This window comes from Streptomyces mayteni (assembly GCF_054783955.1).
Genome location: NZ_BAAGPR010000023.1, coordinates 34,412 through 57,661, shown reverse-complemented (window position 1 = coordinate 57,661; position 23,250 = coordinate 34,412). Strand labels below are relative to the sequence as shown.

Sequence of the window (23,250 nt, the reverse complement as noted above, 5' to 3'; positions counted from 1 at the left end):
CCCGTGTTGCGATCACCCGTGACACTGGTTGCATGGGGGCACGGGTGGGATCAACCTGACTACAGGAGTTGATGACATGGCGCGGCAGGCCCAGATCGGCGTCACCGGACTGGCGGTGATGGGCCGGAACCTGGCCCGAAACTTCGCCAGGCACGGTCACACCGTCGCCGTGCACAACCGCACCGCGGCCAAGACCAGGGACCTGGTGGCCACCTACGGCCACGAGGGTGACTTCGTGCCGGCGGAGTCGGCCGAGGAGTTCGTCGCCGCGTTGGAGCGGCCCAGGCGGCTCGTGGTGATGGTGAAGGCCGGCGCGCCGACGGACGCCGTGATCGACGAGTTCGCGCCACTCCTGGAACCCGGCGACATGATCGTGGACGGCGGAAACGCCCACTATCTGGACACCAGGCGGCGGGAGGCGGCGCTGCGCGAGCGCGGGCTGCACTTCGTCGGTTGCGGCATCTCGGGTGGCGAGGAGGGCGCGCTCAACGGTCCGAGCATCATGCCGGGCGGCTCCCCCGAGTCGTACCAGGCGCTCGGCCCGCTGCTGGAGAGCATCGCCGCGCAGGTCGACGGCGAACCCTGCTGCGCGCACATCGGCCCGGACGGCGCCGGCCACTTCGTGAAGATGGTGCACAACGGCATCGAGTACGCCGACATGCAGCTGATCGCGGAGTCCTACGACCTGCTGCGGAAGGTCGCCGGCTACGACCCGGCGCACATCGCCGAGATCTTCCGCAAGTGGAACACCGGCCGGCTCGACTCGTACCTGATCGAGATCACCGCCGAGGTGCTGGCGCACCAGGACGCGGACACCGGCCGCCCGTTCGTCGACATCGTGGCCGACCGCGCCGAGCAGAAGGGCACCGGCCGCTGGACGGTGCAGACGGCGCTCGACCTGGGCGTCCCGGTGTCCGGCATCTCCGAGGCGGTGTTCGCCCGCGCGATCTCCGGCCACGCCGACCTGCGCGCGGCGTCCGCGGCACTCCCCGGGCCGCAGCTGCCCGAGCTCCACCCGGACGACGCGGCGCGGTTCGCGGACAGCGTGGAGCAGGCGCTCTACGCCTCGAAGATCGTCGCCTACGCCCAGGGCTGGCACCTGATGCAGGCGGGCAGCGCGGAGTACGGCTGGGACCTCGACCTCGGCACGATGGCCACCATCTGGCGGGGCGGCTGCATCATCAGGGCCCGCTTCCTCAACCGGATCCGCGAGGCGTACCACCGGGGTGACGAGGCCCCGGTGACGCTGCTGGCCGACGCGACGTTCACCGAGGCGCTGCGGGACGCGCAGGTGGGCTGGCGCCACGTGGTCTCCCAGGCCACCGCGCTCGGCGTGCCGGCGCCCGGCTTCTCGGCCGCGCTCGCCTACTACGACGCGCTGCGCTCCGACCGCCTCCCGGCGTCGCTGGTCCAGGGCCAGCGGGACTTCTTCGGCGCGCACACCTACCAGCGCGTCGACCGCGAGGGCTCCTTCCACACCCTCTGGGGCGCCGACCGCACGGAACACCCCGCGTGACGGCCTGAACGCCACGCGCGCGGTGGGTGGGGGTTCTCCCCCACCCACCCGCCCTCTCCGCCCAGCGGCTGGCGCCGGGGCCGGCGGGCGTCCGCCCGCGCCCCGCGCGGTGGTTGTCGACGGCTGCCGGACCCGACCCGGCGGACGGCCGCCGGGCGGAGCCGAACCCAGTAGGAAGCAGACGCCGCGCGGTGGGTGTCGGAGGCTGCGGCTCCGCCCACTGGACCGGCCCCCTCGCCCGGGGGGCCGTCCAGCCGGTGGGGGCGAGTCCCGCCGCCGGGCGGTGAACGGGCGAGCGAGCGCCGGTCGTGCCACGCGCCGCCCCGGCGCCCCTCAACGGCGGTAGCCGTTCTCCGGCCGGGGGCCGGCGACTGCCGGCACGGCAGGGCCGGCCGATCGGGCCCGGCGGCCGCAGCAGCACCTACCGAACGCCGTCGAACCGGCACCGGCCCGGGGGGCTGCCGCAGCCAGCGGTCCGGCGGCTAGCGGGACGGCCGGCACCGCCTGCCGGGCCACGGCGAACCGGCGCCAGGCCGGCGGAGCCGGCCCGGGCCGGCCGGCCGCCGCTCCCAGTTCAGCCCGCCGCGGCCAGCGGCCCCGCGGCCCGGCAGACCGTCAGCTGGTTGTCGTCGAGCCGTCCGTGAAGTGGGTGGTGACGCGGTAGTCGGCCGTGCCGAAGGGGGTGTCGTCCCGGTGGGAGAAGCCGCGTTGCTGGTCCGTGAGGCGGGTCCAGCCGGCGTCGCCCGTGGTGCGGTGGAGTGAGAAGGCGACGGCGCCCTTCGGCTTGTTCCAGTGGACGGTGACGCCGTCGGTCGCCCTGGCGACCGACGGCAGGGCGACGCCGTCCCGCACCGCGTCCACGGAGACGCCGCGGAACACGGTGTCGGCGGTGGCGGCCACGCCGGCGTGCAGCACGTCGACCATCGGGGTGACGGAGGCGCCGATCCGTTCCCAGGCGCGGCCGTCGGCGGAGACCAGCGCCGTCACCAGGTGGGAGTCCGCGTGCCTGACGAGGCGGACGAACGGCGTGTCGGCCAGCCGGTGTTCGACGTCCTCGCCGAGGTCGACCAGCATCGGGCTGCGGGTGATACCGCCCGCCGCGTTCTGGCCGGCGTTGCCCTGGCCGATGTCCTCCCGGGAGTCCAGGCTCCTGGTCCGCAGTTCGAGTCGGCCGTCGGCGTCCGCGCCCAGGTAGACGTAGCGGGCCAGGCCGCCGGTGGCGTCCCGCAGCATCACGCCGTTGACCGTGCCCGCGGCGCCGGCCAGCCGGGCGGTGACGGCGACGCCGCCCCTGGCGAGCCGGCTCACCAGGTGGAGCGAGTCGTGGTGGTCGCGGTCGTAGACGTGGTCGTCGTCGCCGGCGGCGAAGCCGGCGCCCGCCACGCCCGAGACCGTGACGGTGCCGCCGCGCACCGCGGCCGAGCCGGCCGCCCCCTCCCCCACCGCGTCGTCGCGCCAGGATCCGCCGCGCAGGCCCCGGCTGTGCGCGGGCGTCACGACGGCCGTGACCGGTGACGAGGGACGGCCGCCGCCCCGCGCGTTCACGGCCCGAACCCGGTAGTGGTGCACGGCCTCCCCCGACGACGCCGACGACGCCGACGACACCCGGTCGAGGTGGCTCGCGTCGGTGAGCCCGCGCGCCACCTCCACGTAGCGGCCGCCGGCCCGGTCGGCGCGGCTGACGGTGTACGAGTCGGCGCCGGCGGCCGGCTTCCAGCTGAGGCCGACCGCGCCGGAGCCCGGCGTGGTGACGACGACGTCCACCGCGGCCGGCACGTCCGCGCCGGCCTCCGTGGTGGCGAGGCGCAGCACCACGGCCTCGCCCGGCGCGAGCGGCAGCCCGCCATCCACTACCCGCAGGCGTTCGCCGGAGACCAGGTCGAGCACCCGGTCGCCGCGGTGCTCGGGCGGTAGCGGCACCGTGTGGTCGCGCTGGTTGCGGTGGGCGGCGCGGGTGGTGTTGGCGGCGAAGAGGTAGCGGCCGTAGCGGGCGAAGGCCAGCTCCGGGTAGCCGGCGTAGGGGGTGTCCTCGCGGAAGTTGTCGCGGTCGGTGCGGCCGACGCCCGGCTGGAACGCGACCGGGGTCAGCTCGCCGGCCTGGGCCAGCGGCGGCGCGCCCGGCGGGCTGTAGCGGTCGTGGAGGATGGCTTCCTCGACCGAGGGGGCGCGCAGCGTGTACTCCTGGTACCGCAGCACGCCCGAGGTGGCGAACTGCGCCAGCTGGTCGTGTCCGCCGTACTGGGCGTGCAGCCGGCCGTTGGCCTGGAACCCGCCCTTGTTGCGCATGATGAGCGAGGCGAAGAGGTGCGTCTCGCCGTCCCGCGCGCAGAACAGCAGGTTGTCGACGTCCACCCAGGCGAAGCGGGCCGGCAGTTGGTCGCGGGTGACGCCGAGCCGGTCGAGTTCGGCGTCCGTGTACCGGTCGAGGTCGGTGTGCGGCAGCACCACGCCGGCCGCCGTCCGGCCGCCGAACCGCGGGAAGTCGGCGCGCCCCGCCGCGACGTACTCCCAGGTCTCCCGGAAGCCGAGCGTGTAGCGGTGGTTGGGCAGGATCCGGGACTCGAAGAGGTTGAAGTACTGGTTGTCCGCGAGCTGTTGCTGGAGGAAGCCGACCGCCTCGGCGGCGTACTCCCAGTAGGGCGCCCACTCGCGGCCCCGGTAGCGCTCGGGGTGGCGGGCCATGTGGTGTTCCAGGGAGGCGAAGCCCATGGCCTGGGCGGGGCTCTGGTCGTCGGTCGCGTAGGCGACGCGGCCCGGGTAGGCGGAGTTCCGGTCGTCCACCACCTGCTGCATCCGCATCAGCCGGCGGCCGGCGGCGTCCTCCGACTGGTAGCGGGTCTGGCCGCGGGCGTGCACGCTGCGGAGCGCGAGCCGCAGGATCTCGTCGTTCAGCTCCTCGTCGCCGGCGTGGCCGAAGGTGCGGTGGAACCAGGACGGCAGGTAGTTGGTCGCCTCGCCGTAGTTGCCGACGTAGCCGTTCTCCCGGGTGAGGCCGGCTGCCGTGAGCCCGGTGTGGTGGCGGCCGTAGGGCAGCCGGCGTACCACCAGGCCCGAGCCGTCGAGCTTGCTGGTGGCCAGTCCGCGCATCACGACGCGCAGGTAGTCCTGGGTGTACTGGGCGTTCCTGTCGTGCTGGAACAGGCTGTGGTAGAGGTCGAGTTCGCGGCCCTCCGGGCCGACGAGCACCTCCTCGCCGAGGAACGGGGCGGCGCCCAGCGCCTCCAGCGCGATGCGGTGGCTCCTGGCCCGGCCCTCGTAGTACCCGGAGCGGATGACCCGCAGCCCCTCGTGGGCCTTCCAGGCGCCCTCGTAGGTGTACATGACCTGGTTGTGGATGTAGGAGAGGCGGGACCTGGCGAAGTCGAAGGCGGCCTTGAGCACCCGTTCCCAGGCGCCGAACCTGGTCAGCTCCCCGCCGTCCCAGCCGACGCCCGCGATGCTGTTGTCGCCGTCCGCGGAGCCGGTCTCGAACGGCTCGGCGAGCAGCGCGGCGAAGCGGTCGGCGCCGTACACCTCCGGGTCGGCGATCAGGTTCTCGACGATGTAGAGCGCCTCGCCGAGCGCCGAGTGGTAGCCGCCCCAGTCGGACTGGTGGCCGCCGTTGCCGAGGCTCCGCACGTTGCCGTAGTACTGGCGGGTGTAGGCGTCGACGGAGGCGAAGATCCGGGTCAGGGCCTCGCGCTTCGCGGCGGGGGTGGCGGCGGGGCACCAGTCGGTCGACAGGGCCTCCGCGTAGAAGCGCAGCTCGTCCTGGTAGCGGACGATCGACATGGTGGCGGCCGGGTCGGCGTCGACCCGCCGGGAGAGCGCGTCGAAGGTGTCGAGCTGCCGGGCGCGGTAGCGCTCCACCAGGGCGCGCTCGGCCTCCGGGGTCAGCGCGGGGGCGGCCCTGGCCGTCTTCTGGTAACCGGTTACGTCACCGTCGAAAGGCGGCACCCAGGGCGCCGGATGGGTGAACGCCTCCAGGTAGCGCCGGGAGCGCGCGGTGACCGTGCCGGTGAGCGAGGCGGCCATGGTGCGCAGGGTGATCTGGACGTGGCTCCGGCCGCGGGTGGCGGCCAGCGGCAGCAGGGCGGTGGTGAGGAAGTGGCGGCCGGTCAGCGCGGCCGCCCGGGTGCCGGCGTTGACCGGCTCGTAGTCGGCGGCGCCCCGGTAGCTGGCCTGCTCCCCGTCGACCAGCAGGACCGTCCGGTACTCGGAGTCGTCCTCGCCCCAGAGGAGCAGGGTGAGGTGGTTCTGCGCGGCCGGGTCGACGGCGATGGTGAACCGCAGGTCGCCGCCGCGGTCGGTGGCCGTGGCCGCCGGCAGGGCGACCCTGGCCTGGCCACCGGTCGGCCCGGCGACCAGCTCGGTGCCGTCGGCGACCAGGCCGTGGGCCGCCTCGGACGCCGGGTCGCCGAAGACCAGGGCGTCGAGGGCGCCGGGTCTGGCGCCGCCCGCGGCGGCCCGGGCGGTGGTGGGCTCGGCGGCCAGGGCGGTGGTGGGGAGGGAGAGCGGGAGCAGGCCGGTGGCGGTTCCGGCGGCGGCGATCCCGAGCATGGTGCGGCGACGCGGTCCAGTGGTCATCCGATCGTCCTCCTCGGCGAGGGAAGTAACCGTTTTCCCAGAGGCCGGCCGTTCGTAGTAACCGTTTCCCTCCGAGATCGCTGCGCACGCTAGACGGCCGGCGCTCGGACCGTCAATGGCCCTGACAGCACGGGCCTCTCCTCAACCCGGGCCGGCAGTAAACGATTTCGAAGTCGTGGGTGGGGTGGCGCCGCCGCCCGGGAGCGTGGGGCGTTTCCCCGGCCGCTCGGGCGGTTACTCGGCGGGCTGACGTGCGCGATATCGCGCACGAGAGACGGCACGAGAGACGGTGAGACACCATGCTGATCGCCTTCCTGACGGCGCCCGAGGGGGTGGAGCAGGTCGAGTTGACCGAGCCCTGGGAGGCGCTGGCCGAGACCGGCGAGATCCCACGCCTGGTCTCCACCCGGCCCGGGCACGTGCGGGCGTTCCACCACCTGGACAAGGGCGACACCTTCCCGGTCGACGAGACGGTCGCCGAGACCTCGGCCGACGCCTACCAGGCGCTCGTGCTGCCTGGCGGGGTGGCCAACCCGGACGCGCTGCGCCTCGACGAGGACGCGGTGGCCTTCGTCCGGTCCTTCTTCGACGCCGGCAAGCCGGTGGCCGCGATCTGCCACGCGCCGTGGCTGCTGGCGGAGGCCGGCGTGCTGCCCGGCCGGACCCTGACGTCCTGGCCCAGCCTCCGCACCGACCTGCGGAACGCGGGAGCGACGTGGGTCGACGAGCGGGTGCACGTGGACGACACGGCGCGCACCACGCTCGTGACCAGCAGGAAGCCGGCCGATCTGCCGGCTTTCAAGGACGCCCTCCTCCGCGAGTTCGGGAAGGTGACGGCTTGACTTCCTCCCCGTCCACGAGTGGATGGCGATCCCTGCCCTCGCGGGAGGACCTTTCTGATTCACCGCGAATCGCCCCCGGGACGCACCCAAGCCAGGGTCTTACACCCGCTCCACAGACCTCACATCCCTCCCCCAGACTTCGTCCGGGAGGTGCCCCCATGCCCAGCGGTAGACCGCCGAAGCTTGGTTCTCGCCCCGACGACCCCATCACTCTACCAGAGCATTCCGCAGCCATACCGCTACGCTCCGCTAAGTACAAGCCAGGGATGCGATCCTCCCCCGGTTGAAACCGAGGGTCTCCACTCAAGGAGTTCTGATGAAGCTCGACTTCCTCGATCCCCTGTTGCACCACCCGGGGCCGTGGGCCTCGGTCTACTTCGACACCTCGGCCATCACCGCGGACGCCGCGGCGCAGCGCGCGCTCCAGGCGCGGGACGCCTGCGAACGGCTGGCCGAGCAGGGCGCGGACGACGCGACGGTGCGCGCCCTGCACGCGACGCTGAGCGGGCTCGACCCCGATCCCGAGGGGCACGCGGTCTTCGCCACCGAGGGCCGGGTCGTGCTGGACACGCCGCTGCCCGTGGCGCCGCCCGCGACATCGCTGGCCGACTGGGCGGTGCTGCCGAGGCTCGGCCCGCTGCTCGACTACGCGGCGCGGGACCCGGTGTGCCTGGTGGCCTTCGTGGACCGCAGGGGCGCCGACTTCGAGCTGCTCGGCCACGGCCGGCGGCCGCGCTCGATCGACGAGGTGCGGGGCCAGGAGTGGCCGCTGCACAGGACCGGGCGGGCCGACTGGTCGGAGTGGCACTTCCAGCTCGCGGTGGAGAACACCTGGGACGAGAACGCCGAGCGGATCGCGGAGGCGCTGGCCGTCGACGCGGAGCGGGCCGGCGTCGAGGTGCTGGTGCTCGCCGGTGACGTGCGGGAGCGGCGGGCGGTGCTCGACCGGCTGCCCGAGTGGCTGCGGGCGGTGGCCGTGGAGTCCGACCGCGGTGGCCGGGCGCGGGGTTCCGACAACCGGCGCCTGGACACCGAGGTGGCGGACGCCCGCGCGGAGCGGGCGCGGCTGGACGCGGAGCGGGCGCTGGACAGCTTCGAGGAGGGTCGGTCGCCGGCGCACGGCAGGATCGACGCCGCCGAGGGGGTGCCGGCCCTGGTGGACGCGGCGCGCGAGCACCGGATCGCCTCGCTGCTGGTGCGCTCTGGCGGTCCCGATCTGCGGCGCGACGTCTGGGTGGGGCACGATCCCGACCAGGTGGCGGTGCGCCGCGGCGACACGCGGTATCTGGGCGATCCGGCGCCGCACCAGGCGCGGGCGGACGACGCGCTGCTGCGCTCGGCGGCGGCGACGGGTGCCGACGTGGTGGCGCTCGGCGACGGCACGGCCGTCTCCGCGACGCTTCCGGTGGGCGGCCTCGGGGCGCTGCTGCGCTGGCCCTACGAGGGCGCGGTGCCGGGCGGCGGGAGCCGGACGGGTCCGGTCAGCGGCGGCTGACCGCGCGCGGGCCCCGTTAGGGGCCGCGGGCGGCGGGGTACTCGCGCCCCCGAACATCGACAGGTGACAGGTGACAGGTGAAGGACAGGCAGGCGAACGGGACAACGACCACAGCGACCACAGCGACGAAGTGACGCAAGCGACGACACGGTGGGCCGGCCGCGGCAGCGGCCGGTGGCGCCGCGGGAGGCAGGCATGACGACGACCACGGACCTCGATCTGGCCGAGCTCGGCCAGCAGTTGCGGGTGGACTCGGTGCGGGCCACCGCGGCCGCCGGCTCGGGGCACGCCACCTCGTCCATGTCGGCGGCGGACCTGATGGCCGTGCTGCTCGGCCGCTATCTGCGGTACGACTTCGACTGGCCTGACCACCCGGGCAACGACCACCTGATCTTCTCCAAGGGCCACGCTTCGCCGCTGCTGTACTCGGTGTACAAGGCGGCGGGCGCGGTGAGCGACGACGAGCTGCTGACGTTCCGCAAGCTCGGCAGCCGGTTGGAGGGGCATCCGACGCCGAAGCTGCCGTGGGTGGACGTGGCGACGGGCTCGCTGGGGCAGGGGCTGCCGGTGGGGGTGGGTCTCGCGCTGGCCGGGCGCCGTCTCGAGCCGATGCCGTACCGGGTGTGGGTGCTGTGCGGTGACAGCGAGCTGGCCGAGGGCTCGATCTGGGAGGCGTTCGAGCACGCGGGCTACGAGCGGCTGAGCAATCTGACCGCGATCGTGGACGTCAACCGGCTCGGCCAGCGTGGCCCGACCCGGCACGAGTGGGATCTGGACGCCTACGCGCGGCGGGCCGAGGCGTTCGGCTGGCACGCGATCGAGGTGGACGGCCATGACCCGGCGGCCATCGACGCGGCCTACGCGGAGGCGTTGAGCGTCTCCGACCGGCCCTCGGTGGTGCTGGCGCGAACGCTCAAGGGGCGGGGGGTGGCCTCCGTCGAGAACCGGGAGGGGATGCACGGGAAGCCGCTGCCCGAGCCGGCTGAGGCGATCGAGGAGCTGGGCGGTGAGCGGCGCATCCAGGTCGACGTGGCGCGGCCGGCGGCGGCGACGGCGCCGCGCTCCCGGCACGGGGTCCACGCCGAGCTGCCGGTCTTCTCGGTGGGCGAGAAGGTGGCGACCCGGGACGCGTACGGTCGGGCGCTGGCCGCGGTGGGCACCGATCGCGGTGACATCGTGGCGCTCGACGGCGAGGTGAGCGACTCGACGCGGTCCGAGTTCTTCGCCAAGGAGCATCCCGACCGGTTCTTCGAGTGCTATATCGCCGAGCAGGAGCTGATGGCGACGGCGGTGGGGATGCAGGTGCGGGGCTGGCTGCCGTTCGTGTCGACGTTCGCGGCGTTCCTGACCCGGGCGCACGACTTCGTCCGGATGGCGGCGGTCAGCCATGCCCAGCTCAATGTGGCGGGTTCGCACTCCGGGGTAGCGATCGGTGAGGACGGTCCTTCGCAGATGGGTCTCGAGGACCTGGCGATGTTCCGTGCGGTGCACGGCAGCACGGTGCTCTACCCGTGCGACGCCAACCAGACGACGCGGCTGGTCGCGGAGATGGCCGCCGAGGCGTCCGGGGTGCGGTATCTGCGCACCACGCGGGGCGGCAGCCCGGTGATCTACGGTCCTGACGAGGAGTTCCCGATCGGCGGCAGCAAGGTGCTGCGTTCCTCGGCCGAGGACCGGCTGACGCTGGTGGCGGCCGGGGTGACGGTGCACGAGGCGCTGGCGGCGGCCGACGAGTTGGCGGCCGAGGGGATTCCGGTGCGGGTGATCGACCTGTACTCGCTGAAGCCGGTGGACGTGACGACGCTGCGGGCGGCGGCCGAGGTGACGGGCTGTCTGCTCACGGTGGAGGACCACCATCCGGAGGGCGGGCTCGGCGACGCGGTGCTCGACGCGTTCACCGACGGGAGCCCGGTGCCGCGTCTGGTGCGGCTCGCCGTGACCACCCTGCCGGGTTCGGCCACCGGTGACGAGCAGTTGAAGGAGGCCGGTATCGACGCCACGGGGATCACCGCGGCGGCGCACCGGGCGCTGGCGGTCTAGCGGCTGGCCGACGGGCTGCCCGCGCCGGCCGGCGCGGGCAGTTCGTCGGCCCAGGCGTCGAGGGTGGGCAGGAAGGCGAGTGCGGCTTCGGCCCTGGCGCGCAGGTCGTCGGGAGTGACGATGCCGAGGTCGGCGAGGAGTTCGGCGAAGGCGGGCCGGTGCGCGCGGGTGAGCGCGGCCGGCGCGTCGGCCTCGAGCACCAGGTGGCAGCGGGCGAAGGTGGCGGCGAGCCAGAAGGCGATCTCGCGGTGCCGGCCGGCGCGGATCGCGGCGAGGCTGCCGTCGATGGCGATGGGGCGGGCGGCCGGGGTGAGGTCGGTGCGGAACGGGAACTGTGTCCTGGCCGTCCCGGCCACCGCGGCCGCCGCGTCGAAGGTGGCGGCGAGGGCCCGCAGGTGGTGTTCGGCGCGCTCGGCGGTGAGCGCGTGGCTGCCGAGCAGTCGCAGCAGTTCCTCGTGGCGGTGCGGGGTGCCGTGCTCGGCGAGCAGGTCGCGGGTGGCGACGTAGCGCAGCCGCACGGTGGGGTTGCGGAGCGCGGCGACGAGGAGCACGTGCGTGGTGACGCCGGTGGGGAAGAGCCAGCCGATGACGAGCGCGGGCCAGGGCCGGTCGGGGTCGAGGCCGCGCAGGCCGCGCTCGACGCGGCCCCTGGCCTCCGCGCGGCGGCGCGCCACCCAGTGGGGTTCGGCGAAGCCGGCGGCGACCCGCTCGCGGAGGCGGCCCAGGTCGCCGGTGGGGTCGGCGATGACCGTGTCGGTCCTGAAGGGGGTGGCCAGGTGGTAGCTGGCGAGCACGTGCTCGGGCGAGCGCAGCTGTTCCCAGGGCACCACGGTGACCTCGAGGAGGGCGCCGTGGTGGAGGAACTTGCCCGGCTTCTCAGGGAGTTCGGCGGCGTCGACGACGAGCATGACGTCGGTGTCGGAGCCGGCCGGCACCTCGGCGGTGGCGGGCAGGTCGACGGTCGATCCGCTGAGGTACGCCCCCCGGAAGCCGGGCGTCCGGCTGCCGTGTCGTCCGATCCAGTCCCGCGCCGCCGCTCGTGCCTCGCTCACCCGCATGGGGTGATGTCTACCAGGTACCGGGGATCGGCCGCGGCCGATCAGGGAGCCTGTTCGAAGCGGGCCTCGGCCAGGTAGTCGGGGCGCGGGTCGAGGGCGGCGGCGAGCCGGAAGTGGCCGAGCGCCTCGGCGTTCCGGTTGGCCCGTTGGAGGGTGCGGGCGAGGGCGAAGTGGGCGAAGGCGTTGTCCGGCTCGCGCTCGATGATCAGCATGAACTCCTGTTCGGCGGCGCGGAGCTGGGCGGCCAGGAAGAAGGCACGGGCGCGCAGCAGGCGGGCGGCAGTGTTCTCGGGGTGGGCGGTGATCACGGGGTCGAGGAGCTTGAGGGCGCCACGCGGGTCGCGGGCGTCGAGCAGCTGCTCGGCCGCCCGGTAGGCGATGACGTTCGTCTCCGGTGAGGTGTTCGGCACGTCCCCTCCTCGCGAGCTGGACTTCGGTGCTTCCGGCACGGATGCCGGCGTCGGCGCAACATCGCGCCGGCCACCGGTATTCCCCTGCGGTATGCCCGGCCACCCGGGAGGACTACCCGCCGCGCGCCGTCGGCCTGCCGACGACTAGCCTGGATGGACATGCCAGAGACCGAGATGCTTCCCCGTCGACGCCGGCTCCTGGTGTTGGCGATCTGCTGCATGAGCCTGCTGATCGTCAGCCTGGACATCACCGCGCTGAACGTCGCGTTGCCCTCGCTCGAGCGGGAGCTGGGGGCCAGCGTCTCCGGGCTGCAGTGGACGGTGGACATCTACACCGTGGTGCTGGCGTCCTTCCTGATGCTGTCGGGTTCGACGGCCGACCGGGTGGGCCGCCGCCGGGTCTTCCAGATCGGTCTCGCGGTGTTCACCGCGGGCTCGTTGCTGTGCGCGCTGGCTCCCGGTCTTGGCTGGCTGGTGGCGTTCCGGGCGTGTCAGGCGATCGGCGGCTCGATGCTGAACCCGGTGGCGATGTCGATCATCACCAACACCTTCCGGGAACCCAGGGAGCTGGCCAGGGCGATCGGCGTCTGGGGCGGGGTGGTGGGGATCTCGATGGCGGTCGGGCCGATCCTCGGCGGCGCGCTGGTCAGCGTCTTCGACTGGCGCGCCATCTTCTGGATCAACCTGCCGATCGGTCTGACGGCGCTGGTGCTCACCATGCGCTACGTCCCCGAGTCGCGCGCCCCGCGTCCGCGCCGGCTCGACCCGGTCGGGCAGCTGCTGGTCATCGTGCTGCTCGGCTCGGTCACCTTCGGCATCATCGAGGGCGGCAAGGAGGGCTGGTCGTCCCCGATCCTGCTGTGGAGCTTCGCGGTCGCGGTCCTGGCGCTCGGTGGGCTGCTCCGGTACGAGCCGCGCCGCGCCGAGCCGCTGCTGGAGATGCGGTTCTTCCGCAGCGTGCCGTTCAGCGGGGCGTTCGGGATCGCGGTGCTGGCGTTCGCCGGGCTCGGCGGCTTCCTGTTCCTGAACACGATCTACCTGCAGAACGACCGCCATCTGTCGCCGTTCGAGGCCGGGTTGCACCTGCTGCCGATGGCCGCCGTGACGCTGTTCGCCTCGCCGCTCTCCGGCTATCTGGTGGGTCATTTCAACGCCCGGGTTCCGCTGCTGCCGGCGGGGGTGGCGATCCTGGCCAGCGGGCTGCTGCTGACCAGGCTGGAGCCCCACTCGTCGCTCGGGCTGCTGTTCACCGCCTACGTCCTGTTCGGGATCGGCTTCGGCCTGGTCAACGCGCCCATCACCAACACGGCGGTGACCGGGATGCCGCGCGCCCAGGCCGGGGTGGCGGCCGGGATCGCGTCGACGGGTCGGCAGGTGGGTTCGGCGCTCGGCGTGGCGGTGGTGGGCACCACCCTGGCCAACGGTTCACGCACCGCGGGGTGGTGGGTGATCGCCGGCTGCGGGGCTCTGGTGCTGCTGTTCGGGCTGCTGACGACGGGCCGCCGGGCCAGGGCCACGGCCGAGCGGGCGATGGCCTCGTTCGCCGCCGAGCCGAGCGCCGGGGAGCCGCGCCGCTGACCCTCGCCGGTCGCGCCATCGTCGCAGGCCACACCGTACGGAGAGACGTTCGACGGTGAAACATGAGCGTCATCGTTCGGGGCTATGATCCGTTTCACATCCGATCATGGTCGGCCCGCTTTCTGTGATGACGGGAGAGTGCGCGATAGCACTACGGATTTGGCTCAGCAGCGCGGGAGCGGCCACGACGCAGGTGATCCGGATGTTGCGGGACAACCCCGACGCGACCCCGGTCCGGATCTACGGCAGCAACGTGGACCGCGGCGCGGCCGCCCTGGCGGCCTGTGACGTGGCGGAGGTCGAGCCGCGTCGCGTGAACAACCAGACCTACGCCGAGTTCGCCCTGGACTTCTGTCGGCGACACGGCATCGACGTGCTCGTGCCGCCCCGGCGGCTCGACGCCCTCGCGGGCCGGGCCGACGACTTCGCGGCGGTCGGCACCCGGCTGATGTGCTCGTCGCCGGCCGCGATCGACGTGCTCACCAGCAAGAGCCGCACCTACGAGGTGGCCTCGGCGATCGGCGTGCCGGTGCCCGAGTGGCGGGTGGTGCGGGACGCCGAGGGGCTGCGGGCGGCGGTCGCGGAGCTGGCCGGTGCCGGCGAGACCGTCTGCATCAAGCCGGCGGGCGAGTACTCGGCGTTCGGCTTCCGCATCCTGGACGACAGCCCGCTCAGCATGCGGGACCTGCTCGAACCCGCCAGGCCGCTGGTCTCCGTGAACGCGGTGGCCGACGCGCTGAAGCGGGCCGCCGACGAGCACGAGAAGGTGCCCGCCTTCCTCGTGATGCCCTACCTCGAGGGGCCCGAGGTCAGCGTCGACTGCCTCTCGACGCCCGGCGGCCGGCTGCTGGCCGGCATAGCGCGCGCCAAGGAGGGCCGCTACCGGGTGCTGTTGGACGATCCCGTCTACCCGGAGATCGCGGAGCGGTTGGTGAACCACTTCGAGCTGGCGTACCTCTCCAACGTGCAGCTGCGCCACCGGAACGGGCGGCCGATGCTGCTGGAGGCCAACCCCCGCCCCTCGGCCGGCATCTTCCAGACGGCCTTCGCCGGGGTGAACCTGCCCTGGGCGGCCGTCCGGCTGCTGCTCAGCGGCGATCCGGGGTTCCTTCCGGCGCCGCGCCTCGGCGGCCGGGTGGCGGTGACCGAGACCGCCACCGAGGTCCCGGCCGGCGCCCTCGCCGTGGCCGGCGGCTGACCGGGGCCGCCCGGCCGGCGGCACGCCGCAGCGGCCCGCCCACCGGCGGGCCGCCGACATCCGGCGGTCGGTCACTCGGGGGGCGGTGGCGCCGTCGTTCCCCGGGGCACGAACCTGACCGTGGGCGACCAGCGCCGCACGACCGGCACCCCGTCGATCAGCTCCAGGGCCGTGAGCCCGACCGAGACGCCGAACTGGTGCACGTCGCCGCGCATGGTGGACAGCGCGGGCGTCGAGAGCTGGCACATCGTGGAGTCGTCCCAGGCGACGAGCGACAGCTCGTCGGGCACCGCGAAGCCCAGCTCCTTGGCCACGCCGAGCCCGGCGACGGCCATCACGTCGTTGTCGTAGAGGATGGCCGTCGGCCGCTCCTCCTCGCGCAGCAGCCGGGCCGTCAGCGCGGCCCCGCTCTCCGCCGAGTAGTCGCCCTCCACGATCACCGGCTCGATGCCGGCCTCCCGGCAGGTGTCGAGCAGCGCCCTGGTCCTGGCCACGGTGTGCAGCAGCGGGGCGGGTCCTGTGACCCGGGCGATCCGCCGGTGCCCCAGGTCGAGGAGGCTGGTCAGCGCCTCCCGCACCGGCTCGACGTCGTCGGTGGCCACCGGTGCGATGCCGGGCTCCGGCGGCCGGGAGCCGACCACCACCGTGGGCATGGCGAGCTCGCGCAGCACCGCGGGACGGCGGTCGTCCGTGGTCAGGTTGACCAGGACGACCGCGTCCACGAGCCCGCGTTCCGCCCAGCGCCGGTGGGTGGCGATCTCCTCCTCGTGGCCGGGAACGACGTGCAGCAGCACGGAGAGCCCGCGTTCGGCGAGGGTCTCCTCGATCCCGGCGATGAACTCCATGAAGAAGGGTTCGACGCCCAACAGCCTGGCGGGCCTGGCGAGGACCAGGCCCACCGCTCCGGAACGCTCCACCCTCAGACCCGACTCGGCGGCGCGGCCAGCGAGTTGACGCTCCGCAGCACCGGCGCCTCGGTGAACCGGGCCGGGTCGACGGTGGCCGTGGTGCGCACGGTGAAGGTGTGGCTCTCGCCGGGGAGCAGGGTGACGAGCATCTCGTCGACCTCGGCGTCCGGGGCGACCCGGTCGGCGAGGATCGCGACGTCCCTGGCGAAGGACTCGGCGCGCACCTCGACCCGGTAGCCGCCGGCCACGGCGGTGGCGCGCGCGCTCAGCGCGGCCGGGTCGTAGGCGAGATCGCGGTCCTCGCCGAACAGATGGAAGGACCGCACCCCGTCGACGGCTGCCACCAACACCTCCCCCGCCGGATCCACCGGCTTCACCAGCGAATCGGCCAACTCGAGCTCGGCGACCGAGCGCGCCGACACCTCGAGGGAGATGGTAGCGCTGTCGCGTACCTCGCCACCGAAGGCGATCCGGCGGACGACGATGTCGCCCGACCAGGCCGTGTCGGTGTCGTTGACGGCCACCAGGGCGGGGCGGTCGCCGCGCGGCTGGACGGTGAGCAGCCGGGGGGCGTAGGCGTGCCGCAGGCCGTACCAGAGGGGCTTCCTGCGCTCCTCGCCGTCGACGGCGGCCCAGGAGGTGACCGGCCAGCAGTCGTTGAGCTGCCAGACCAGGGTGCCGGCGGTCCGCGGCCACCAGGAGCGGAAGTGCTCGATGCCGAAGGCGACGGCGCGGGACTGGTTGAGCTGGGTGGCCCAGTGCCAGTCGGTGAAGTCGGCGGGCTCGGGCAGGTGCGGGGCCATGCCGCGGTCCAGCTTGCCGTTGCCGTCCTCGGCCTTCTGGTGGAGCAGGAAGGCGGGCGAGGTGGGGGTCAGCGGCTCGTCGTGGACCCAGTCGGTGAGGGTGGCCCAGGTGGGCGGGCCCTGGAAGCCGAACTCGGAGCAGAACCGCGGGACGTGGTTGCGGTAGTTGGTGTAGTCGATCCGGTTCCAGACCTCCCACTCGTGGCGGGTACCGTGGTCCTGGTCGTTGGGGTGCTTCTCCTCGGGCGCGAAGCGGGGACTGTAGGGGCTGCCGTCGGAGTAGGCGCGGGTGGGGTCGAGCTCGGCGACGATCCGGGGGAAGAGGTCGGTGTAGTAGCCGAGGCCCCAGGTGCGCCCCGCCAGGCGCTCCTGCCAGCCCCAGTCCATGTAGCCCCAGAGGTTCTCGTTGCCGCCGTTCCACAGCGCGAGCGAGGCGTGGGAGGTGAGGCGGGCCACGTTCTCCCTGGCCTCGGCCTCGAACTCGTCCCAGAGCGGGGCCTCCTCGGCGTAGGAGGAGCAGGCGAGCGGGAAGTCCTGCCAGACGAGGACGCCGCGCTCGTCGCAGACGTCGTAGAAGTCCTCGGTCTCGTAGATGCCGCCGCCCCAGACGCGCAGCATGTTCATGTGGGCGGCGACGGCCTGGTCGACCCGGCGGGCCAGGCGGTCGCGGGTGATCCGGGTCAGGAAGTGGTCGTCGGGGATCCAGTTGGCGCCCTTGGCGAAGATCCGCCGGCCGTTGACGACGAAGGTGAAGGGGGTGCCGGTCTCGTCGGGGGTGGTGTCGACGGTGATGGTGCGGAAGCCGATCCGCCGCTCCGCGCCGTCGAGTTCCGTGTCGCCCGCGGTGAGCGCGACGTGCAGGTCGTGGAGCGGCTGGTCGCCGTAGCCGGCGGGCCACCACAGCGGGGCGTCGGGCACCTCGACGAGGGCGACGCCGGTGGTGGCGCCGGCCGGGATGGTGGCGGTCGCGGTGTGCTCCCCGACGGTGGCGGTGAGGGTGAGCTCGGGGTCGTCGCCCAGCCCGGCGCGCTCCACGGTCACGTGCACCTCGGCGCGGCCCGTGCCGTCCTCGGCGACGGTGACCAGCGGGCGGACCTCGGCGAGGCGGGCGGTGCGCCAGCGCTCCAGCCGGACCGGCTTCCAGATGCCGGCGGTCTGCAGGTCGGGGCCCCAGTCCCAGCCGAAGCTGCAGGCCATCTTGCGGACCATGTTGAAGGGGTGGTCGTAGGCGTGCGGGCGGGCGCCGAGCTCGCGTTCGACCTCCTCGGCATGCTCCAGCGCGGAGCGGAAGGTGACCACCAGTTCGGCGGGGGTGCCGTCCAGCGCCTCGCGGACGTCGAAACGGTAGGCGCGGTGCATGTTGGCGGTGGTGCCGAGCACCGCGCCGGCCAGCTCCACGGTGGCGACGGTGTCGAGGCCCTCGAAGACCAGGTCGACGCGCTCGTCGTCGGCGGCGGGGGCGGCCTCGACGGTGGTGGCGTAGCGCCAGTCGGTGCGGTGCGCCCAGACCAGCTCGGCCTCGTTGCGGTCGAGGTAGGGGTCGGGGATGAGACCCGCGGCCAGCAGGTCGAGGTGGGCGCTGCCGGGCACCTGGGCCGGCACGGTGCGGCCCGCGATGTCGGCGGGGACCGGTCCGGCGGTCGCCGTGAGATGCCAACCGTCGTGCAGGGCGTGGCGGATCATCGTTGAAATCTCCCAAAGACTCTTTCTCTGCCTCAGACCGGTAGAGATTCTTATGCAAGCGAATAAAGTAAGTCAACAGATATGGACACCCTTGGGCATCAGCGAACACAGTCAAGGACATCTACCCCCGTGGCACCTCCCTCCGCCCCCTCCGACCCGTCGGGTCACGACCTCCATCACCTGCGCGCCGCCGGGGTGAGCCTGGTGCTCGACCTCGCCGGCGCCGGGTTGCCCCGGGTGGCGCACTGGGGCGCCGACCTCGGCCCGCTCTCCCCGACCGAGCTCGGGGACCTGCTGCTCGCCGGCCGCCCCCAGCCCATCGGCTTCTCGGTGGACGGCGAGGTGCCGGTCGCCGTGCTGCCCGAGCAGTCCGCCGGCTGGCTCGGCACCCCGGGACTGGTGGGCAACCGCGGCGGCGGTCACTTCTCCACCGCCTTCCGGGTGCTGACGGCCACCCTCGACGAGGCGGCCGGCCGGCTCGCGGTGTGCGCCACCGACCCGACGGCCGAGCTGGGCCTCGACCTCACCATCGAGCTGACCCCGACCGGCCTGGTCAGGCAGCGCGCCACGGTCACCAACGAGGGCGCCACGCCGTTCGCCCTGGACGCCGTGCACCTCACCCTGCCGGTGCCGCCGCACGCGGCCGAGCTGCTCGACTTCACCGGCCACCACCTGCGCGAACGGGCCCCCGTGCGCACCCCGTTCAGCCAGGGGCTGCGGATGCGGGAGAACCGCACCGGGCGCACCGGGTACGACGCGGCGTTCCTGCTGGCCGCCGGCACCGCGGGCTTCGGCAACCGGGTCGGCGAGGTGTGGGCCGTGCACACCGCCTGGTCCGGCAACCACCGCACCTTCGCCGAACGCACCTTCCACTCCGTCTCGTTGCTCGGCTCCGGCGAACTGCTGCTCTCCGGCGAGGTCACGCTCGACCCGGGCGCCGCCTACACCACGCCCTGGCAGTACGGCGCCCACGGCACCGGGCTCGACGGCGTCTCCGCGCGCTTCCACCGGCACCTGCGGTCCAGGCCGGGACATCCGCGCACCCCGCGCCCCGTGGTGGTCAACACCTGGGAGGCGGTCTACTTCGACCACGACCTCGACCGGCTGCGCGGCCTCGCCGACGCCGCGGCCCGGGTCGGCGCCGAGCGCTTCGTGCTCGACGACGGCTGGTTCGGCTCGCGCCGCGACGCCCGCCGCGCGCTCGGCGACTGGTACGTCTCGGACGAGGCGTGGCCGGACGGGCTGGCGCCGCTGATCGACCAGGTGACCGGCCTCGGCATGGAGTTCGGGATCTGGGTGGAGCCCGAGATGATCAACGAGGACTCCGACCTCGCCCGCGCCCACCCGGACTGGATCATGGCCACCGGCGACCGGCTCCCCGGCCGGGCCAGGAACCAGCAGGTGCTCGACCTCGGCAGACCGGAGGCGTACGCCCACATCCTGGCGCGCCTCGACGACCTGCTGAACCGGCACCGGATCGGCTACCTCAAGTGGGACCACAACCGCGACCTGGTGGAGGCCGGGCACCAGCCGGGCGGCCGGGCCGGCGTCCACGACCAGACGCTCGCCGTCTACCGGCTGCTCGACGAGTTGCGCCGGCGCCATCCGGGCGTCGAGATCGAGTCCTGCTCCTCGGGCGGCGGCCGCGTCGACCTGGAGATCCTGGAGCGCACCGACCGGATCTGGGTCTCGGACTGCATCGACGCGCTGGAGCGGCAGCGGATCCAGCGCTGGACCAACGCGCTGGTGCCGCTGGAACTCATGGGCACCCACGTCGGCTCCGGTCTGGCGCACACCACGGACCGCAGGCACCCGCTCGACTTCCGCGCCGGCACCGCGCTGTTCGGGCACTTCGGCGTCGAGTGGGACATCAGCGAGGTCGAGCCGGCGGAGCTCGACCGGCTCGCCGCCTGGGTGGCGCTCTACAAGGAGCTGCGCGGGCTGCTGCACTCCGGTACCGCGGTGCACGCCGACCATCCCGATCCGGCGTACCAGGTGCACGGCGTGGTCGCCGAGGACGGCTCGGACGCGGTGTTCGCGATCGTGGCCGCCGCCACCTCCGAGCTCTACCCGCCGGGCCCGGTGCGGTTGCCGGGGCTGCTGCCCGGCGCCGTCTACCACGTGCGGCCGCTGCCGCCGGGCGACGTGCCGGACGGCAACGCGAGCCGCTGGGGCGTCCCGTTGCCCTGGTGGACGCCCGAGGGGGTACGCCTCCCGGGACGCGCGTTGGCCGCCGCCGGGCTGCAGGCCCCCGTCCTCTTCCCGGAACGGCTGGTCCTGCTGCGCGCGACGGCGGCCTGACGAACGGGCGCGTCTGACGGGGCCCGACCCGGCCTGGTGGCCGGGCCGGGCCCCGCTCACACCTGTGTCCGGTCGCCGCCGGCCGGGTTGGCGGCGGCCACGGCGATCGGCCTGGCGTTCTCGAAGGACACCCAGGACCCGGTGGTGTGGTCGTAGGACCTGGCCAGGTCCTGCTCGTCGATGGCGCCCGGCAGTTCGGCGAGCGAGCGCCCGCGCTTCTCCGGGTTGGGCGCCGCGGCGGCCAGCAGCCTCGTGTACGAGTGCTGCGGGTTGAGGATCACCTCGTCGGCCGGCCCGCGCTCGACCACCCGCCCGCGGTACAGCACCAGGATGTCGTCCGAGAAGTGCCGCGCGGTGGCGAGGTCGTGGGTGATGTAGAGCACCGCCAGGTTGTCCTCCCGCTGGAGCCTGGCCAGCAGGTTGAGCACGCCGAGCCGGATCGAGACGTCCAGCATGGACACCGGCTCGTCGGCGATCACCACCTGGGCGCCGGGGGCCAGCGCGCGGGCGATCGCCACCCGCTGCCGCTGGCCGCCTGACAGCTCGTGCGGCCGGCGGGGCGCGAAGTCCTCGGGTGGGGTGAGGTTGACGCGCCCCAGCAGCTCCTCGACCTGCCGCCTGGTGTCGGCCCTGCCCTTCGACTTGTGGTGCAGTTGCAGGGGCCTGGCGATGTGGTGCTCGATGCTGTGGAACGGGTTGAGCGAGGCGAACGGGTCCTGGAACACCATCTGGACGTGGTCCCGGTACGCCCGGTCGGGCACCCGTCGGCCGTCGGGCCCGGTGGCCACGATCGTGCCGCCGCTCGGCTGCTCCAGGCGGGAGATCATCCTGGCGATGGTGGACTTGCCGGAGCCCGACTCCCCCACCAGGGCCACGGTGCGGCCCGGGTGCAGGGTGAAGGAGACGTGGTCGACGGCGCGTAGTCGGGAGCTGCGCAGGCCCGACCTGATCCGGAAGTTCTTCACCAGGTCGCGGACTTCGAGCGTGGTCATCGCGCGGCCCCCTCGTTCGCGTCGTTCGGTGCGGTGCCACCGGCGCGCACGAACGCGCCGCGCTCGCCGGTCAGGCTCGGGAAGGAGCCGAGCAGCTGCCGCGTGTACGGGTGGCTCGGCCGCTCGTAGATCTGCGCGGACGGCGCGTACTCGACGATCTCGCCGGCCTTCATCACCGCGATCCGGTCGCTGAGTTCGAGCAGCAGCGGCAGGTCGTGGGTGATGAACACGACGGCGAAGCCGAGTTCGTCGCGGAGCCGGATGATCTCGCGCAGGATGCCGCGCTGGACGACCACGTCGAGCGCCGTGGTGGGCTCGTCCATGATCATGACCTGCGGGTCGAGCAGCATGGCCATGGCGATCATCACGCGCTGCCGCATGCCGCCGGAGAGCTCGTGCGGGAAGGAGTCGAGCCGGCGCGGGTCGACCCCGACCAGGCGCAGCACCTCCTCGCAGCGGGCCCGCCGTTCGGCCTTGCCCATGTCGGGCTTGTGCGTGGTGAGCACGTCGTCCAGCTGCTCGTGGATGGAGATCACCGGGTTGAGCGAGTTCATCGCGCCCTGGAAGACCATCGAGAGCTTGGACCAGCGGAACGCCCGCAGCTCCTCGTCGGCGAGGTTGAGCAGGTCGATGTCCGCGCCGCCCCGGTCGTGGAAGGTGACCGTGCCGGAGGAGACCTCGGCCGGCGGCCGGTGCAGCCGGTTGATGGCGTAGGCCAGGGTGGTCTTGCCACAGCCGGACTCGCCGGCCAGGCCGAGGATCTCGCCGCGCGCCAGGGTGATGGACACGTCCTTGACGGCGTGCACGGGCTTCTCGGTCTGGTAGACGACGTTGAGCCCCTCGACGGTGAGCACCAGCTCCCGGCCGGCCTCGGCGGCGGCGGGCGACACGGCGGTGGCCGCGGCCTTCGCCGCCTGGGTGACGCCGCCGGCCTTGGCCTTCGCCGTCTTGGCGTCGACGCGCAGCTTGGGGTTGATGATCTCGTCGATGCTGAAGTTGATCAGCGAGAGGCCGCAGCCGAAGAGCGCGATCAGCAGGCCGGGCGGGACGAACCACCACCACGCCTCCAGCTGGAGCGCCCAGCCGTTCTGCGCGTAGTAGAGCATGGTGCCCAGCGTGTGCTGGCCGTTGGCGCCGAGGCCGAGGAAGGAGAGGCTGGTCTCGGAGAGGATCGCCGCGATGATCGCGAAGACGAACTGCGAGGCGAGCAGCGGCAGCAGGTTCGGCAGGATCTCCACCGTGACGATGCGCCAGCGCTTCTCGCCGGCCACCCGCGCGGCCGCCACGTAGTCGCGGTTGCGCAGCGACAGGGTCTGGGCGTGCAGCACCCGGGCCGCGGCGGCCCAGCCGGTGATGGCGAGGACCAGGATGACGGTCGAGAGGCCGCGGTCCTCGGCGGGCACGAAGCCGGCGATGACGATCACCAGGGGCAGCCCTGGGATCACCAGCATCACGTTCGAGAAGAGCGAGAACGCCTCGTCGAGGTAGCCGCCGGTGTAGGCGCCGATGATGCCGAAGATCGCCGACAGGATGGTGGCGAGCACGCCGACCAGGAGGCCGATCTGGAGCGACCCCCGGGTGGAGAAGGCGAGTTGTGCCAGGACGTCCTGCCCGGTCTGGGTGGTGCCCAGCAGGTAGTCGCCACTCGGTTCGGTCATGCCGATGCTGCTGATGGCGTTCGGGTCGCCCACGAGCATGGGGCCGAAGATGCCGAACAGGGCGATGCCGACGACGAGGAGGAGACCGATGCCCAGCCTGGCGGACCAGGTCGGCAGCATGGCGCGCAGGCCGCCGCGGCGCCTGACGGGCTTGGCGGTGGCGGCGTCCGGCGCCTCGGTGAGCGGAGTTGTCTGAGTCATG

At 73.3% G+C, this 23,250-nt stretch carries 14 protein-coding genes; 7 read left to right on the top strand and 7 right to left on the bottom strand.

Going from position 1 to position 23,250, the window contains the following annotated elements; genetic code table 11:
* The first annotated feature begins 76 nt into the window (after nt 1–76).
* Nucleotides 77–1,516 (top strand): NADP-dependent phosphogluconate dehydrogenase, encoded by a 1,440-nt coding sequence (gndA, locus tag ACYVPE_RS13450; protein WP_461033765.1) that lies wholly within the window; start codon nt 77–79, stop codon nt 1,514–1,516.
* 615 nt (nt 1,517–2,131) lie between these two features.
* Here gndA and ACYVPE_RS13445 read toward each other — a convergent pair.
* Nucleotides 2,132–6,082 carry a Tat pathway signal protein gene (locus tag ACYVPE_RS13445; protein WP_461033764.1) on the bottom strand — a complete coding sequence of 1,317 codons (3,951 nt, stop codon included), beginning with the start codon at nt 6,080–6,082 and terminating at the stop codon, nt 2,132–2,134.
* A gap of 299 nt (nt 6,083–6,381) precedes the next feature.
* Between ACYVPE_RS13445 and ACYVPE_RS13440 the strand changes: the two genes are divergently transcribed.
* The 3 genes from ACYVPE_RS13440 (at nt 6,382) to ACYVPE_RS13430 (ending at nt 10,459) form a co-directional block, all read left to right on the top strand.
* Nucleotides 6,382–6,924, top strand: coding sequence for a type 1 glutamine amidotransferase domain-containing protein (locus ACYVPE_RS13440; protein ID WP_461033763.1), 543 nt, complete (start codon nt 6,382–6,384; stop codon nt 6,922–6,924).
* Between the two features lie 316 nt (nt 6,925–7,240).
* Nucleotides 7,241–8,419, top strand: a complete 1,179-nt coding sequence (locus tag ACYVPE_RS13435; RefSeq protein WP_461033762.1) for a baeRF2 domain-containing protein — start codon at nt 7,241–7,243, stop codon at nt 8,417–8,419.
* 195 nt (nt 8,420–8,614) lie between these two features.
* Entirely contained in the window at nt 8,615–10,459 is a 1,845-nt protein-coding gene (locus ACYVPE_RS13430; protein ID WP_461033761.1) for a transketolase, read from the top strand.
* On the opposite strand, the gene ACYVPE_RS13425 is transcribed toward ACYVPE_RS13430, so the two are convergent.
* Both ACYVPE_RS13425 and ACYVPE_RS13420 read right to left on the bottom strand, forming a co-directional pair.
* Nucleotides 10,456–11,517, bottom strand: a complete 1,062-nt coding sequence (locus ACYVPE_RS13425) for a hypothetical protein (RefSeq protein ID WP_461033760.1) — start codon at nt 11,515–11,517, stop codon at nt 10,456–10,458. The genes ACYVPE_RS13430 and ACYVPE_RS13425 overlap by 4 nt on opposite strands.
* A 41-nt stretch (nt 11,518–11,558) precedes the next feature.
* Complete coding sequence (locus tag ACYVPE_RS13420) at nt 11,559–11,927, bottom strand: tetratricopeptide repeat protein (protein WP_461033759.1); 369 nt, start codon at nt 11,925–11,927, stop codon at nt 11,559–11,561.
* A 159-nt stretch (nt 11,928–12,086) separates the two neighbouring features.
* Between ACYVPE_RS13420 and ACYVPE_RS13415 the strand changes: the two genes are divergently transcribed.
* Both ACYVPE_RS13415 and ACYVPE_RS13410 read left to right on the top strand, forming a co-directional pair.
* Nucleotides 12,087–13,505, top strand: coding sequence for an MFS transporter (locus ACYVPE_RS13415; RefSeq protein WP_461033758.1), 1,419 nt, complete (start codon nt 12,087–12,089; stop codon nt 13,503–13,505).
* Nucleotides 13,506–13,707: 202 nt separating this feature from the next.
* On the top strand, nt 13,708–14,703 hold the full coding sequence (locus ACYVPE_RS13410) for an ATP-grasp domain-containing protein (protein WP_461033757.1): 996 nt from the start codon (nt 13,708–13,710) through the stop codon (nt 14,701–14,703).
* 71 nt (nt 14,704–14,774) lie between these two features.
* Here the strand turns inward: ACYVPE_RS13410 and ACYVPE_RS13405 are convergent, their stop codons facing one another.
* Both ACYVPE_RS13405 and ACYVPE_RS13400 read right to left on the bottom strand, forming a co-directional pair.
* Nucleotides 14,775–15,620 (bottom strand): LacI family DNA-binding transcriptional regulator, encoded by an 846-nt coding sequence (locus ACYVPE_RS13405; RefSeq protein ID WP_461033756.1) that lies wholly within the window; start codon nt 15,618–15,620, stop codon nt 14,775–14,777.
* A 2-nt stretch (nt 15,621–15,622) separates the two neighbouring features.
* Complete coding sequence (locus ACYVPE_RS13400; RefSeq protein ID WP_461033755.1) at nt 15,623–18,097, bottom strand: glycoside hydrolase family 2 protein; 2,475 nt, start codon at nt 18,095–18,097, stop codon at nt 15,623–15,625.
* A 129-nt stretch (nt 18,098–18,226) separates the two neighbouring features.
* On the opposite strand from ACYVPE_RS13400, the gene ACYVPE_RS13395 reads away from it, so the two are divergent.
* Nucleotides 18,227–20,398 carry an alpha-galactosidase gene (locus ACYVPE_RS13395; protein WP_461033754.1) on the top strand — a complete coding sequence of 724 codons (2,172 nt, stop codon included), beginning with the start codon at nt 18,227–18,229 and terminating at the stop codon, nt 20,396–20,398.
* Between the two features lie 56 nt (nt 20,399–20,454).
* Here ACYVPE_RS13395 and ACYVPE_RS13390 read toward each other — a convergent pair whose 3' ends face one another.
* Together ACYVPE_RS13390 and ACYVPE_RS13385 are read right to left on the bottom strand one after the other, a co-directional pair.
* On the bottom strand, nt 20,455–21,390 hold the full coding sequence (locus ACYVPE_RS13390; protein ID WP_461033753.1) for an ABC transporter ATP-binding protein: 936 nt from the start codon (nt 21,388–21,390) through the stop codon (nt 20,455–20,457).
* Nucleotides 21,387–23,249 carry a dipeptide/oligopeptide/nickel ABC transporter permease/ATP-binding protein gene (locus tag ACYVPE_RS13385; protein ID WP_461033752.1) on the bottom strand — a complete coding sequence of 621 codons (1,863 nt, stop codon included), beginning with the start codon at nt 23,247–23,249 and terminating at the stop codon, nt 21,387–21,389. The genes ACYVPE_RS13390 and ACYVPE_RS13385 overlap by 4 nt, the downstream gene beginning before the upstream one ends.
* Nucleotide 23,250: the final 1 nt, after the last annotated feature.